The sequence below is a fragment of the Rhodococcus sp. ACPA4 genome (assembly GCF_002300185.1).
Taxonomy (GTDB): domain Bacteria; phylum Actinomycetota; class Actinomycetes; order Mycobacteriales; family Mycobacteriaceae; genus Rhodococcus_F; species Rhodococcus_F globerula.
In genome coordinates this window covers 4351053-4365768 of the sequence record NZ_NSDY01000001.1, presented here as the reverse complement: position 1 = coordinate 4365768, position 14716 = coordinate 4351053, and the positions used below count along the sequence as shown (strand labels likewise).

11 protein-coding genes are annotated in these 14716 nt (G+C 60.5%); 3 read left to right on the top strand and 8 right to left on the bottom strand.

Translation table 11 applies throughout. The annotated features are described in order from the left end of the window. The first annotated feature begins 254 nt into the window (after positions 1–254). Entirely contained in the window at positions 255–1661 is a 1407-nt protein-coding gene (gene dnaB / locus CJ178_RS19985) for a replicative DNA helicase (RefSeq protein WP_080711886.1), read from the top strand. A gap of 180 nt (positions 1662–1841) precedes the next feature. Here the strand turns inward: dnaB and CJ178_RS19980 are convergent, their stop codons facing one another. From CJ178_RS19980 to CJ178_RS19970, 3 genes are all read right to left on the bottom strand, one after another. Further along, positions 1842–2291 (bottom strand): hypothetical protein, encoded by a 450-nt coding sequence (locus CJ178_RS19980; RefSeq protein WP_033237099.1) that lies wholly within the window; start codon positions 2289–2291, stop codon positions 1842–1844. Positions 2292–2474: 183 nt separating this feature from the next. Further along, a complete protein-coding gene (locus tag CJ178_RS19975) occupies positions 2475–3269 on the bottom strand; it encodes a thioesterase family protein (protein WP_095887478.1) in 795 nt (264 codons plus the stop codon). Positions 3270–3578: 309 nt separating this feature from the next. Then, positions 3579–5129 carry an FAD-binding protein gene (locus CJ178_RS19970; RefSeq protein ID WP_257013273.1) on the bottom strand — a complete coding sequence of 517 codons (1551 nt, stop codon included), beginning with the start codon at positions 5127–5129 and terminating at the stop codon, positions 3579–3581. Positions 5130–5600: 471 nt separating this feature from the next. On the opposite strand from CJ178_RS19970, the gene CJ178_RS19965 reads away from it, so the two are divergent. Both CJ178_RS19965 and CJ178_RS19960 read left to right on the top strand, forming a co-directional pair. Beyond that, positions 5601–6380, top strand: coding sequence for a GntR family transcriptional regulator (locus CJ178_RS19965; protein WP_095887476.1), 780 nt, complete (start codon positions 5601–5603; stop codon positions 6378–6380). A 568-nt stretch (positions 6381–6948) separates the two neighbouring features. After that, positions 6949–7941 (top strand): phosphotriesterase family protein, encoded by a 993-nt coding sequence (locus tag CJ178_RS19960; protein WP_095887475.1) that lies wholly within the window; start codon positions 6949–6951, stop codon positions 7939–7941. Between the two features lie 189 nt (positions 7942–8130). Here CJ178_RS19960 and CJ178_RS19955 read toward each other — a convergent pair whose 3' ends face one another. From CJ178_RS19955 to CJ178_RS19935, 5 genes are all read right to left on the bottom strand, one after another. After that, complete coding sequence (locus CJ178_RS19955; RefSeq protein ID WP_033233801.1) at positions 8131–8556, bottom strand: acyl-CoA thioesterase; 426 nt, start codon at positions 8554–8556, stop codon at positions 8131–8133. Between the two features lie 252 nt (positions 8557–8808). Beyond that, the gene (locus CJ178_RS19950; protein ID WP_257013271.1) at positions 8809–10572 is read right to left on the bottom strand and encodes a WD40 repeat domain-containing protein; all 1764 of its coding nucleotides are present in this window, start codon (positions 10570–10572) and stop codon (positions 8809–8811) included. Positions 10573–10750: 178 nt separating this feature from the next. Continuing rightward, on the bottom strand, positions 10751–11908 hold the full coding sequence (locus tag CJ178_RS19945) for a serine hydrolase domain-containing protein (RefSeq protein ID WP_095887474.1): 1158 nt from the start codon (positions 11906–11908) through the stop codon (positions 10751–10753). A gap of 109 nt (positions 11909–12017) precedes the next feature. Continuing rightward, positions 12018–13277 carry a M23 family metallopeptidase gene (locus CJ178_RS19940; RefSeq protein ID WP_095887473.1) on the bottom strand — a complete coding sequence of 420 codons (1260 nt, stop codon included), beginning with the start codon at positions 13275–13277 and terminating at the stop codon, positions 12018–12020. Positions 13278–13288: 11 nt separating this feature from the next. Then, positions 13289–14530 carry a M23 family metallopeptidase gene (locus tag CJ178_RS19935; RefSeq protein ID WP_095887472.1) on the bottom strand — a complete coding sequence of 414 codons (1242 nt, stop codon included), beginning with the start codon at positions 14528–14530 and terminating at the stop codon, positions 13289–13291. Between the last annotated feature and the right edge of the window lie 186 nt (positions 14531–14716).

Below are 14716 nucleotides of genomic sequence, written 5' to 3'. Positions count from 1 at the left end.
GGAAACACCAAAAGTTGTCCCCAGGTTATCCCCAGATGGTGCACACGATTTTTCAGGAGTTTCCACAATTACTCCACAGATTCATCCACAGGGTCGTTTGTTTGTGGGCTGGCAAGTCCCTAACGTCGTCTCGGCGTCTATCTACCGACCGGTGATTTTCCGCCAGCACGATGTCGGTGGGGGCAGGTACAAATAGTGAGGGCCCTGCGTTTTTCTCGCAGTGTCATCGAGTGTTTTACGGGAAGGTCTCTCTGATGGCTGTTGTGGATGATCGAGGACCTTCCGACTACTCCGGACAGGATTACCCGGGGCCTCCCGAGTCCGAGCCTGATCAGGAATTCGGCCGCCAACCACCCCAGGACATGGTTGCCGAGCAGTCCGTCCTCGGCGGCATGCTGCTGAGCAAGGACGCCATCGCTGACGTCCTCGAGGTCTTGCGGCCAGGCGACTTCTACCGGCCGGCCCATCAGTCCGTCTACGACGTGATCCTGGACCTCTACAGCCGCGGCGAGCCTGCCGACCCGGTGACCGTCTCGGCTGAACTGGACCGTCGCGGTGAGCTCCGCAAAATCGGTGGCGCTTCGTATCTGGTGACTCTCACCCAGACAGTGCCCACCGCTGCCAATGCCGCCTACTATGCCGAGATCGTGGCCGAGAAATCGGTGCTACGACGCCTCGTCGACGCCGGCACCCGGATCGTTCAATACGGCTACGCCGGCACCGACGGCCAGGATGTCGCCGAGGTTGTCGACCGCGCGCAGGCCGAAATCTTCGAGGTCACCGAGCGTCGTACCACCGAGGACTTCGTGCCCCTCACCGAACTCCTCCAGCCCACGATGGATGAAATCGACTCCATCGCCAGCCGCGGTGGCATCTCCCTCGGCGTGCCCACCGGGTTCAAGGATCTCGACGAAATCACCAACGGTCTTCACGCTGGTCAGATGATCATCGTTGCGGCTAGACCTGGAGTCGGGAAATCCACCCTAGGAATGGATTTTTTGCGTTCCTGCTCCATCACCCATGGCATGGCCAGCGTCATGTTCTCCCTGGAAATGAGCAAAACCGAAATCGTCATGCGTCTGCTCTCCGCCGAGGCAAAGATCAAGCTCGGTGACATGCGTTCCGGCAAGATGACCGACGACGACTGGACCAAGCTCGCGCGTCGTATGAGTGAGATCAGTGAGGCGCCGCTGTTCATCGACGACTCCCCCAACCTTACGATGATGGAGATTCGCGCAAAAGCTCGACGGCTCAAGCAGAAACACGATATTCGCCTGATCGTCATCGACTACCTGCAGCTGATGAGCTCGGGTAAAAAGGTCGAATCGCGTCAGCAGGAAGTTTCCGAATTCTCCCGTAGCCTAAAGCTTTTGGCGAAGGAGCTCGAAGTTCCGGTTGTCGCAATCTGTCAGCTCAACCGTGGTCCTGAGCAGCGAACCGACAAGCGCCCCCAGGTTGCCGACCTTCGTGAATCGGGCTCGCTGGAGCAGGATGCCGATATGGTCATCCTGTTGTACCGCCCTGATGCGACTGAGCGCGACGATCCTCGCGGTGGTGAAGCCGACCTGATTCTCGGTAAGCACCGTAACGGTCCGACCGCCACAATCACTGTGGCGCACCAACTTCACCTGTCCAAGTTCGTGGACATGGCGCGAGGCTAGCAATGTTGTCGAGATGCAGCGCAGATTAGCGAGACACGCCCCGCTACTTTGACGGGTCTTGGGCGAGTCGCCGAAGTTCGTCAAAGTATGTGCGTCGGACCGCGCGGTAGGTCGAGGTGGCGGGGAAGATATTGGCGGAGCAAACCATTGATGGTTTCGTTGCCGCCGCTATGCCTCTCGTCAGGCAGGCGTAGACGGCGCGTGATCGTCGAACTCATCGCTCTTGGCGGCATGCTTGGCGCGAAGGGCCTCGAGTTGGGCAGACTTGGCCGCGGCCATGCGTTCGCGGGTGGCGGCGGTACGAGCCGGAGCCGGTGCCGGGGCGGGGTCGACGAGGTCGGCGTCGAGGTCGGCGTCGAGGTCGGGGCGACGCGCCCCGGGAGGCGCCCCGACCTCGACGGTGTGCATCGCCTGGCCCAGCAAGATGAACGGGAGGATGAAGACCCAGAGGAAGATTGTGTACTCGCCGCTGTGGAAGAACACGGCCAGGTAGATGCCGTAGCTCAGGAACGCGGTGCCGATGAGACCGTTGACAACGCGGCGGCCGGGGTGCAGCTCGGAGGTCACCAGCGCCAAAACGATCACGCCGATTCCGCTGACGAACAGCGCCGTCACATAGAAGCCGAACACGTATTTCCCCCGTCACGAGCGGATAGAACGATGATCACCCTAGATCACCGGCGCCGGGACCTCTAACGTTTCGCTAATCTTCGCTGCATCTCGACACAACTGCTGCTGCCCCGCTGGAAAATTGGCGGTGTGCGTTGCTGCCGAGTGCGTCGGACCTCCACCACGTTGGTGGACGATGACCTCTTAAAGTGGAGAAAAAGCAGCGAAGTCGATCTGCCGACGAGCGTTGGACAGTGCAGTGACCACGCAGGTGCCGAGCGGGCCTTTCCTGTCGTAGAGGGTGGCAGTACCGATCGAAATTCCCTCGGAGGCAACAGCATTGTCTGCGCGAAGACCCAGTTCGTAACCGAGAGGCAGTCGCGACAACGTGAGGGTCATGTCCGCATTGATGTACCCGGCACCCTCGGATCCCCAATGGCATATGAGGTTTGCGGTGTCACCGAGCACCGCGGCGCGTTGGAACGGCGAGATCGGTTCCCCGTCCACGAGCGCAGGCAGGCTGTGCCACGCATTTTTGCGGTCGCCATTCTGGTTCGCTGCAAAATCGTGTGTCCACTCACGGTCGCTACTCTTGAACAGCGGCGGCGACCCCAGCGGCGAAACGCATCCTTCCGGAGGCACCGGAAGGTCCAGTACCGGACTCCACACACGACCGGCCGGCTCCGATCCAGTAGTCAGGAACACCACCGAGGCTCGTGCCCGCACTTGCTCGTCCTGCACGATGAAAGCATCCGCGGCGGTGATTCGCGTGCCTTGGCGGACAACCTCGCTGCGTACCTCGATCGGGGCAGTCGAGACCGGCTTGAACAAGTCCACTGTCAGCCGGGCCGGAACGAAGCCGGTCGGGCAGTGAGTCTCGAGCTGGCGAGCGAGTAAACCACATACGGCATGACCGCCGACCTGGGTCGGTGCCCAGGCGCTGACCGCCAACTGCTCCGCTATGAGTAGCTCCCCGCGTTTGGTGAAGAAACTGACCATCGTTGCCGACTTCCTTTTCAGTTCATCTCGTCTGCTCGAATATTTCGAAACGTAACATGTTCTAGTTTATTCTGGGTGAATATCGGTTTGCGATACCGATTCCAGGAAGGCTGAACAGTGTTATGAGACAACGCTTTCAGCGTGAACACCCACCACAGGCTCGCCGGCCTCGCCATGCGTGCTGACCGTGCTGTCGACGCTCCTGTGATCATGCGGCGCAGGTTTCGTTCGCAGATCGCTGGGGCCGCGACGTCTGCGGCCCCAGCGCGTTCTCATTCGAAATGGTTCAGTTGGCGGAGGGATCCGTTCTCAAGCTTGACGGCCGACCATGTCGAGAGCGGCGAGGTGACTGAAGAGCATGCTGGTTCCGATCGGGTTTCCGCCGCCGGGATAGACGGTGCCGCTGGGTGCGGCCATCGTGTTGCCTGCCGCGTAGAGGCCCCGAATCGGATTGCCGGCGGTGTCGAGTACCCGCGCTGCGGTGTCGGTCCGCAGCCCTCCCTTCGTGCCGAGGTCGGAGATGCCGAAGGTGGCTGCGTGATATGGGCCGCTGTCGATTGCCACCAAGGGTGATTCACCATTCGTGAACGCACGGTCGTAGGCCTCGTCGCCGCGGCCGAAGTCTTCATCGACACCCTTGGCGACCATTGCATTGAACCGGGCAACTGTTGCGACCAGATGATCGGCTGGCACACCGATCTTCTCGGCCAATTCCTCGAGGGTGTCAGCTGTGTGCCACAGGCCGGCCGCCTCGTACTTCTCGGTCTCGACCGTGGAGACGTTGGTGGCCCGAACCGGTGGACGCTCGCCCTCCTTGTTGTCGTAGATCATCCAGTACGGCAGAGTGACCGAGCCATCCTCCATCTGGTCGATGACATCACGGCCGAGGCGGTCGTAGGCCGACGACTCGTTGACGAACCGCTTGCCGTCCTGATTGACAAAGATGCCGCCGGTGAACCACAGCGCAAACACCGAGCGGCCGTCCGGATGAGTCATCCCCGGAGCCCACCAGGCTTCACTCATCAGGTCGATGTCGGCACCGACTGCCATTCCAGCCTGGTGTGCCCCGCCGAGGTTGCCCCGGGGGCTCACGGTGTCGCGGGCGGTGCCGGGCACACCGTATTTCAGGCGAAGCTCATCGTTGCCCTCGAAGCCGCCGGCCGCGAGCAACACGCCTTTGCTGGCCCGGATCGCGCGGCACTCGCCGTGGTGATCGACAATTGCGCCGACGACAACACCCTCCTCGACTACGAGCTCGACAAGTGGTGTGTTCAACCGCAGGTCGGCGTTCGGATACTTCGCAATTGCTTTGAGGAGTCGACCGATGAGCGACTGGGCCCCGACCAGCACGTCGGGTAGCGGAGCCCCAAGACGTTCCGTGTCGAGAGGTCCTCGCATCGACGCGCGGAGGTCTCCCACCTCTACTGCCGGAATCGGCGTCGGGACGATGTGTCGCTGGCCGTCGAGTCGGGCCTTCGGCGCTTTACCGAAATAATCAGGCCACGGCCGCATTTCGAACTCGAGGTTCTCATCCTGTTCGAGGTATTCGATCAGCGGTGCTCCACCCCGGACGTACGTGTCCTGCAATTCGCGCGGGGTGCGGTCGCCAACTACCGCGTGGTAGTACTCGAGCGCGTCTTCGATCGTGTCGTCGGTGCCGGCACGCTGCAGGACCGGGTTGCATGGGAACCACACACCGCCCCCGCCGGAGTAGGCGGTGGTGCCCCCGAACTTGTCGGTGGACTCGACCAAGATCACCTCGAGTCCTTCTCTCGCCGCGGTATATGCGCCGGTGAGGCCTCCGCCACCCGAACCCGCTATCAACACGTCGCATTCTTCGTTCCAGTTGACCATCGTCACTGTCCTTTCGATTGATACTGATTTTGATGGAAGAGGGCCAACGCCCCGGGTGTTGTGTCGACAGGCGAGGAGCGTCTCAGCGCATCGGTTGGGAAACCGTCGCAGAAGAGTTCATACAAGAAGATGAATTGCATGCCATGGCAACCCCGCCAAAACTCTATAGAGAATATCTCTCGGAAACCGTTGTGTCGCAGTCAAAATTCTCGGCCGATGGGTTCACTTCCTGCAGCGCCTCACGCCGACAATAGGTGATCACACCTATTGCGACAAGCGAACTCCGAAGCGGAATATGAACATCTCGCGCGCTGTGTCGAACAGTATCGGCGTATCGGCGAAACCGAGAATCAAAAGACCAGCTCGCAGCGTTATGAAAAATACATTAACGGCGTAATATGCGGGGCAACAATATAATTGAAAATCTGTACTAAACTTCGTCGAGACTCGTCAGAGTTGGAGCGCGAGGTAGGTTGGATGAAGGCAAGACCTGATTCGGTTCGACGAACTAGGGATCTTCTCCGGGCCGCGGTGCTGCGTGGAGATTTCGTTGACGGCATCCTTCCGGGCGAGCGCGAACTCGTAGGTTCCTATTCGGTGAGTCGGGGGATCGTCCGCGAAGTTCTGACGCTCCTTCGGGACGAAGGGTTGATCGCGCGGACTCAGGGCGTGGGCACGCACGTGGTCGCCCCTACCGCGCACAGGCGTCTCGAGGACATTCAAGACACTGCAGAATCGAAGAGCGACAGTCTCTTCAATGAGAGATTGCGGCTGACATCGTTCGAGAGCACAGTGATCTCAGCGCCCGGTGCTGCATCGAGGGCGCTCGAGGTGCCAACAGGAACACCATGTTTGCGCGTGGACTACGCGGCGGGCACGATCAGTGGAGACGTAGACGCCGCAGCCACCAACTACGTGTTGTTCCCGGAAGCGCAGCGATTGATTGACACTCCCTTCGTTGTCGACTGGTATGCCTACCTCTCGAGTGCCGGAGTGAAAATCGGTGGGTCCGATTTCACGGTCAGTGCGGTGCTCTCAGATGAAACTCTGGCGTCGGTATTGAGAACCACCGAGGGGGCGCCCTTGCTGTTGTTGGAACAAACCATCCGAGACATGTCGGGGCGAGTCTTCAACTACGCGATTGCCCATGCACGACCTGACCGCTTGCGGGTCGTTTCCCATTCCGTGCGGGGCGCAGCGACTTTCGACAGGACAGCTGTCCCTGAACGAGGCGAAAGACCGAACCGAATCCAGTGACTGCCTAAGTGTGTGCGATGGCCGTGCTGAGACCGGCCGTCGTCGCGGGGTGCCAGCTGAGGCGTCGTGCGACCTGGTGGTCACCAACCTCGACGGTGGCGTTCGGGCGCGCCCCCGGCAAAAGCGTTCAAGGCAGTTGGTTGATGCTCGGACCGGCTGGCCTAGCGGCATGTTCTCACTGAGTGAGACCTGGGACACCCTGGTGTGCGTTGGATCGTAATCATGACGCAGACGGATCGCCAGTGTCTGTGCGAATGGCGGTGTTTCGGCTCGTTATGTACTAGTTCATGGAGACTGATGCTGCTGTCCATGTGTGCGCGGTGGTTGTAGTTACGGATCGGATGTGGCCGACTCGCTGCTGCCAGGCCCTTCCTGTTGGATCTGCCGTCTCGATAGCACAAAAATGTGAAAACTACTCCGGCACAGCGTAACCCGCATTTTGCTCCCAGGTATGGACGAAGTCTGCGTTCCTTCGCCTTGTCTCCGGTGAAACAAACACATGCACAAATATTCAATCCTGCACTTGCAATGAATAGGTGCGGCGTAATTCCCCGATGAGGAGTCAGAAATGGCACAGGTTGAGACCGTTCGAGGTTCGATTGATACGTCCGCGCTCGGACGAACCTATATGCACGAGCACATCTTCATTCTCAACACCGAGATGCAACAGAACTTTCCAGAGGAATGGGGAGACGAAGACGATCGCGTCGCGGACGCGGTCGCGAAGTTGCGGGCCCTGGCGGCGCAAGGTGTGCAGACAATTGTAGATCCAACAGTGGTTGGACTGGGCCGTTACATACCGCGGGTTCAGCGTATCGCCGATCAGGTACCCGAGTTGAACATTGTGGTAGCCACTGGCTGCTACACCTTCACCGACGTCCCGTTCTACTTCCAACATCGGGGGCCGGCGCTCAATGCAGTGATGGGCGCGGAGGTTCCTGACCCGATGGTCGATCTTTTCGTCAAGGACATCACCGTGGGCATTGCCGACACCGGAGTCCGTGCCGCATTGCTCAAGTGTGCGATCGATGCTGAAGGGCTCAGGCCGGGTGTGGAACGGGTAATGCGCGCAGTGGCGAAGGCGCACCACCTGACCGGCGCCCCGATTACGGTGCACACTCATCCGGAGAGTAAGACGGCCCTCGACGTCAAGCGAGTGATGTGTGACGAGGAAGGCGTCAAGCCCGAGCGGATTGTGTTGGGCCACAGTGGCGATAGCACGGATCTAGATCATTTGACTGAACTGGCGGAGAGCGGATTCATACTAGGAATGGATCGATTCGGTCTCAACGTCAATGTCTCTTTCGAAGAGCGGGCGGACACGCTGGTCGAGATGTGTCGACGGGGGTACGCCGAGCAGATGGTGCTCTCGCACGACGCGAACTGCTTCTTCGACTGGATGGACCCTGCGCTCAAGGACATGATGCCGGGGTTCGACTACCTGCATATCGAAAAGGAGGTCCTCCCGTACGTGCGTGAGCAAGGCGTCACCGAGGAGCAGATCACGGCGATGTTGTTCGAAGTTCCCCGCCGCTACTTCGAGAACGTCAGCACTTACTAGAGTGAGTTCTCGCGCCGCCGTACTTCTGGGCGAAGACGCTACGTCAGCCCGGAAGTATCGACGCGGCACCGTCAAGTTGTTGAGATCACCTGAGCGGCGACGATGCGGTGGCGTCGTCGATGTCGCTGAAAGTCATTGTCTGGGCGTGCCTCGTGCGATTCACAACCGGGCTCAACGATGATGCGTGGGTCAGTCTTCGGTGGTCCACGCCGAGAGCGCGGCCCGCTCGTCCGCGGACAGGCGACGCAGCGTACCGGCGTCAGGGTCGGCGAACGCGAGTTGGGTTGTGGCGGTGACCGCGGGCTTCGAGTCCGGCGCGGCGTGTGCGGAACGAACCTCGTAGCGGAGGGTGACATCGACGGCGCGGAGCTTCTCGATCCACATGGTGACCGCGAGTGGGCTGTCGGAGTGCTTGAGCGGGGTGCGGTACCGGACCTCGATCCCGGCGACGACGGACGTCTCGAAAAGGTGCGCGATCTCGGGGCCGGCGGAGAGCAGAGAGTCGATGCGGGCTTCCTCGAGGAGCGTCACCATGCGGGCGTGGTTGACGTGTTTGAAGATGTCCATGTCGGACCACCGGACGATGACATGTGAGGTGTAGGTGCGGGCGGTCATCGGTGGAAATCTCCTCGGCTCGTGGTGAGGTTGTCATTGTCGCAGGGCGGATGGCTTCTGGTGGAGACTTGCCCAGCCAGGCTTCGCGAGCCGTGATCCGATCAACGTCCGCTAGATCAGTGCGCCGGAATGCACCCAAGCACTCTCAGGGAGGCGCACCCCGCCATCCGGGAACGACTTGTGTGCAGAATTACCCACACACGCCGGCTAGGGTCCGGATCGGACACCTTCACCGATGTGGAAATATTGCCGCTACGGGTGGTCGAGTAGCGCCGCGACATCCAGCGGATTCGGCCACTGCATGGATTGCTCAGGAAGGGACTGCAAGCCGTCGGCGATGATCCACACTGTGCCCGTTGCGTCGACCGTGATTGCCGGTCGGATTGCGAAGATCGGTGCGCTTTTCACCGGTTCGAGGGTGGCGGCATCCAGGAGCGTGAGCAGTCGATACCGTCGTATCGGATCACAGTCACCTGGCCGCTGTCCGATCGGAGAGGCGTCGCTCGATGGATGAGCCACCGTACAAACATAGGTGCCAACCTGCCTGACGTGGAACGGTTCCCAATCGAGATCGTATTCATCGCCCAGTGACAGGTCGGGGAGGATCGTTGACGCCGTACCGTGATTGAACAGCCGCAGCGGGGATCCAGCGAGGAAGAGACGCTGCCGACGCGGGCCTGGAATCGATGACAGGACAGGCCCTGTGGTGACGTCACCAGCAGTGGTAACCCGCATCAGCCGTCTGCTCGATTCTCGATCGGATACTCTCGCCTCGAGTAGTACGAGAAACGAATCACCCTCTACAGCAATACTGTTGACGTACTCGTCCGGAGCCTTCACTGCAATCGGATCCGCCCCCGGTGTGTGCAACCACCACACTCCGCCCGGTGAGCAGGCCAGCAAGATTTCCCCGACGACAGCACCGGCGTGTACCGGGACGTCGCTGACGCGGCAAGGTTCGAATCCTGTTGTGCATCGATAGGTTCCGTCTGTACCGGCCACCCAGCACCCGCCCGGGGTGGCCCACACGTGCCGTGAAACTCCGGTCGGCCCGGGTAGGACATGTTCGGTGGCAACATGTTCGGAGTCGATACTGGCCACGATTGGGAGTCCGCTGTCGACCGTCCACAGCACATCTCCCGCCGCACTCACATCACCCGGAACGAAACGCGGCCGAACGGGGTGGGGTGGGACGTCGTCGAGGTCGAGTTCGATCCATGCCCCGCTTTCGCGATCCACCTCGTATACGTCGTCGCGCATGAACACGTCGGTGTCGAAGAACCGTGGTGATTCGGTGACCTCGCGCAGTGAGCGGTGTCCTGGCACGATCGCCCACCTGTGACTGTCGGGTTCTCGCCGGTATCGCAAGCTGAGCAACTGGACCCGCGTCACACGGCCACGCACTCGTGAAGTGATCTGGTGACTCAGCGTTCCGTAGAAGCGGCCGCTCAGCTCTACGTGGCCGGAGCGCGGGTGAAATCCTCGCCACGACGCCTCCCACCCGTCACCGCGTAGCACCCCGCTCCATTCCCAGCGGCGCGGTGAATCCTCCCCCGTGTACTGGAAGATCGGGGGATGCCCATCGGCTATGAGGACCGCACGAATCGTTACGGCGTCGATGTTCTCGGCCGGGAGTTCCGTGAAGTGAAGTGGGAAGTCGAGCACCATGCCGATCTTCGGTGGCGGTATCTCCCCATCTTCGATAGCGAGTCCTTCGATCTGCACGGCGAGCGTGCGGTGGCGGCTCATGCGCCTTTCGGTGAAGTCATAGCGTCGACAGTACCCAGCGTCAATCGGCGCGTAATGACTGGCGACATAATTGCCCCAGTAGCCTTGTGCCATGACTGGGCCGTAAATGGGAAGACCGATGGCGCTGCCCTTTCCCCCGATCGTCGAGCGCATGAGCGATCTGGCTGACGCGGCTTCGTTCTCCGTGCAGACGAACACGGGTAGACCGTTGAGCTTCGCACCGGATTCGGTGGCTGACGTCGACGTCTTTCTCGGCGAGATCGCCATCGAAGTTGAGGGCAGCGACGAGCTGGCGGAGTTGATTTTCAAACTGGGTGGCTGGCCAGTCGTGAAACTGCCTTCGGGGTACTACGCGAATCCGATCGACAAGGCTTTCAAGCGCGTGGATAACGGGTCCCAGGACAGCCTTGTGTCGTTCTGGACGGCAGCTGTTGGTGTCTGGGAACTACTTGTCCTGCACCGGAATCGCCCGCGAGATCAGCTCCGAGATCTTTGTCGCCGGCAACTCCCCGTCCGGTGCCTGCGTGATGTTTGTCAGGACAACGATGATCGTGCCGTCTGATTCTCGACGCGTCGTTTGGGTTTGGTAGCCGCTGATATGGCCCTGGTGTCCGGTGAGTCCGTTGAGCTTCGCGATGCCCATTCCGTAGGGCATCGCTCCGCCGGTGACGAAGTCGAGTCGTTCTTCTTGCATTTCGGGATCCAAGAGATCCCCGGCAACGAGGGCGCGGCCCCAGATCGCCATATCGTCGGCAGTGCAAATGGCTTCGCCCGCACCGAATCCCCAGGAGGGATTGGAGTTCGTCACATCGATCAAATCCGGTTTCGGTGCCGGCGGGCTCGGGTTGTCCCACTCAGCGCCGTACTGATAGCCGCGGCTGTACGGGACGGAAAGCGTCGAATCTTCCTGCGCCGGCATCGAACAGCCGGTCATCTGCAAAGGGCTGAAGATGCGATCCTGCACGAGGGCGCCAAGTGAGGCACGGCCGTGCTGTTCGGCGATAAGACCGAGCATTACGTAGTTGGTGTTCGAATAATCCCAGCCCGCCCCTGGCGCAAACTCGGCCGGTTGACCGACCGTGGTAGCGAGGAGTTCCTCCGGACTCCACACTCGTGCAGGATTGTTCGCAAGATCATTCAAGAATTGGTCGGGCGTGTAGGTAGGGATGCCCGACGTCATGTTGAGTGCTTGCCTGATGGTGGCACCGTTGGTATCAAGCGTCGGAAAGTAGGGTGCCAGTGCATCATCGAGGCCGAGCTTGCCTTCTTGGGCGAGCTGCAGGACCACCGTAGCGGTCAGTGTCTTACTGATGCTCCCGATTCGAAAGTGGTTCTCCACCTTCATAGGTTCGTTCGTGTCGATATTTGCGACGCCTGCCGCGATCTTGTAGGTGCCTCGATCGGGACTGGCGACAATGGCAACCAATCCAGGTATCCCCATTTCCTCCATCTGCTCGTTGATGACGGGTAGTACCGCGGACTCGAGCGAGGTTTGTGCAGAATCGGATTCCGTTGATGTCGAATTGGTTTGGCTGGCTTCTCCTCTCGCGCAGGCTGTCAGCGTCACCATCACAATCGCGAGTGTCGTGACTGTGAGTTTCATGGCATCTCCCTGAAGTTGACGACGTCGTCGTTGAGCGGAAGTTGGTTGGTTCGTTCACCGGCATTCGGCCCCGTCACGAAAGCGTCTGTTGCAGTGCATGCTCGGAGCATCAGGCAGCGGGCGGAAAGTCGACGATGGTGGAATACAGAGGGAGCTGATTCTCGCGCTCTCCGGCATCGGGACCCTCCGAGACATTGACGAAAATGCCTTCGCCGGTAGAAGAAGCCTCCACGCCTACAGCTCCGACGAACGTGAACCGGTCGATCTCGTATGCGACGTTGTCACCCGACAGCGGTAGCGGCGCTCGAGACACGTGAAAGTGGAGGTGCGGCGCAGTCGTGTTCCCCGAGTTGCCGAGTTTGCCGATTACCTGCCCTCGGGTGACCGTGTCACCGACCTTTACCGACGCGCTACCCGGGATCATATGCGCGTAGAAGGCGAAGTTCCCGTCACCGATGTCGATAATGACGTAGTTTCCGGCCAACTGATCAACGGCCACGCCCTCCGGAAGGATCTTGGGCGGAACATCCGGCATGTCCGACACCACGGTCACGACCTTGCCGTCGGCCACGGCCAACAGTTCGGCGCCGTATCCGGAGTAGTCCTCGTTTCGGGTTCCGTCGCCGACGGCGACTGCGTTGGCCTGATTGGTTTGCATCCAGTCGATGGCATAGCGCTCGGCGCCGTTCATCCTGCCGCCCAACGCCATCACTACACCTCGGTGCGCATTCATCACGCAACAGCTGTTGTCGGCAATCCAACCATCACCGGCAACCGGCGGCCCGATGATGACGGGCGAGGCCCCACTTGTACGAACCGTCCCGCCGATCTGGGTAGTGCTGTCCGGGTACAACGCGCCGTGTGCTTCCGATCCGGGCGTCGCCGCGCCGAGCGTGGCGCTGATGCGGTGTGTCACTTCGGCCGGAACATCGTCGCGGCTGTCGTAGACGTCATCGAGAAGGAGCACCACCGTGCGACCCGCGGCTATGTCGCCGGACGCCGGCGGAAACTGGAGAGTCCGTGCTGCCACCTCTGCTTGTCCTGCGGTGGTGACGACCATGCCGTCAGGCCCGTCGGCGAGGGTCTCGACCTGCGTGATCGTCACCGGGCGAGGTGTGACGTTGAGCAGCTGGATCTCGTAGGCCACATGAACTTTCCCGTCGGTGCCGGTGACCGGAATCGGATCCGGTCCGAGAGTGTTGATCACCAACGGCGTCGCCACATCTTTGTCGAGGGGATACCCCGGCGGAACCCCGCCGCGAGGATCGACGGTCGGTGTCGAAGCTGTCGTCGAGTCGGTGGAATCGATAGATGAACATGCCGCCAGCAGGGCTGCGCATGCAACGAGAACTATTGGGGCCCTTCGCATTGTCGGTGTCCTTACTTGGGGAAGTTGATGACGTCCGAATTGAGCGGGAGCTGATCGGTTCGCTCTCCCGCATCCGGTCCTTTCACGAGGGAATCTGTGGCCGTCGAGCCCACGAATGTGAAGCGGTCGATCTCGTAGGGCACGTTGTCGCTGGACAAAGGCGCCGGAGCCCGAGAGACATGGAAGTGCAAGTGAACCTCCGTGGTGTTGCCCGAGTTGCCCAAGTCTCCGATTACCTGGCCGCGGGAAACCTTGTCTCCGACCTTCACCGACGCCGATCCAGGGATCATGTGCGCATAGAAGGCGTAATTGCCGCCGCCAATGTCGATGATCACGTAGTTGCCACCGAGTTGATCGAACGTCAGACTTTGGTTGACTTGATGCGGCGGCTCGTCCTTCTTGTCAGACACAACTGACACAACGGTGCCGTCGGCCACCGCCAACAGCGATGCGTAGTAAGCGAAGTAGTCCTCATTCTTCGAGCCGTCACCATCGCTGGAACTGAGAACCGGGTCGTTCATATCGATACGCATCCAGTCGACGGCATAACGTTCGGTCCCGTTGATCCGTCCGCCCACAGCCATCATCGCTCCACGGTGCGATGTGATCACGCAACAGCCGTTGGCCGCCACCCAACCGTCACCGGCGAGGGGTGGCCCGATGGTCACTGGCGATCTTGCACTTGTCTTGACCGCTCCACCGATCTGAGTCACGGTGTCCGGATATCTCGCATTGAGGCCGGAATCCTGCGTGATGAAGGGGCCAAACGAGGTGACCAGCCGATGGGTCACCTCAGCCGGTACGTCCGCGCGAGTGTCGTAGACCCCGTCGAGTACCAACACAACAGTGCGCCCGACGGGGATGTCGGTAACCGGCGCCGCTTCGAAATTTGCCAACGGGAAGGTACGGGCCAGCACCTCGTCTTTCGTCAGGCTCGCTACTACCTCGCCGTCCGGTCCACCGGCCAGTATTTCGATCTCAGTGATGGTCGCTGGGCGCGGCGAGAGGTTGAGTACCGAAATTTCATAGGCGACATGGACTTTGCCGTCTGTACCGGTAACCGGAATCGGATCCGGCCCGAGTGCCGTAATGACAAGTGGCGCCATCACATCGGCATCAAGCGGGTAGCCGGGCGGGATGCCACCGCGGGAATCGACGGTCGATGTCGCCGACGATTCGGTGGAATCGGCAGCTGACGAGCAGGCCGCAAGTAGCGCGGCACATGCAACGAGGACTAGTGAAGCTCTACGCATGGATGGTGTCCTTTTATGAATAGGCAATTCCTCGCCGCCGTAAATCAGTCAGTTTCAGATCCATTCGTCGTCATGAACCCGAGAGCTGAATCAGATATGCCGGGTCGACGTATTGTTCGAGCATATGCACGAAATGCCAGTTTCATCAATGAATTTCGAATCTCGAAATTGCACGGCTGGAGAGCC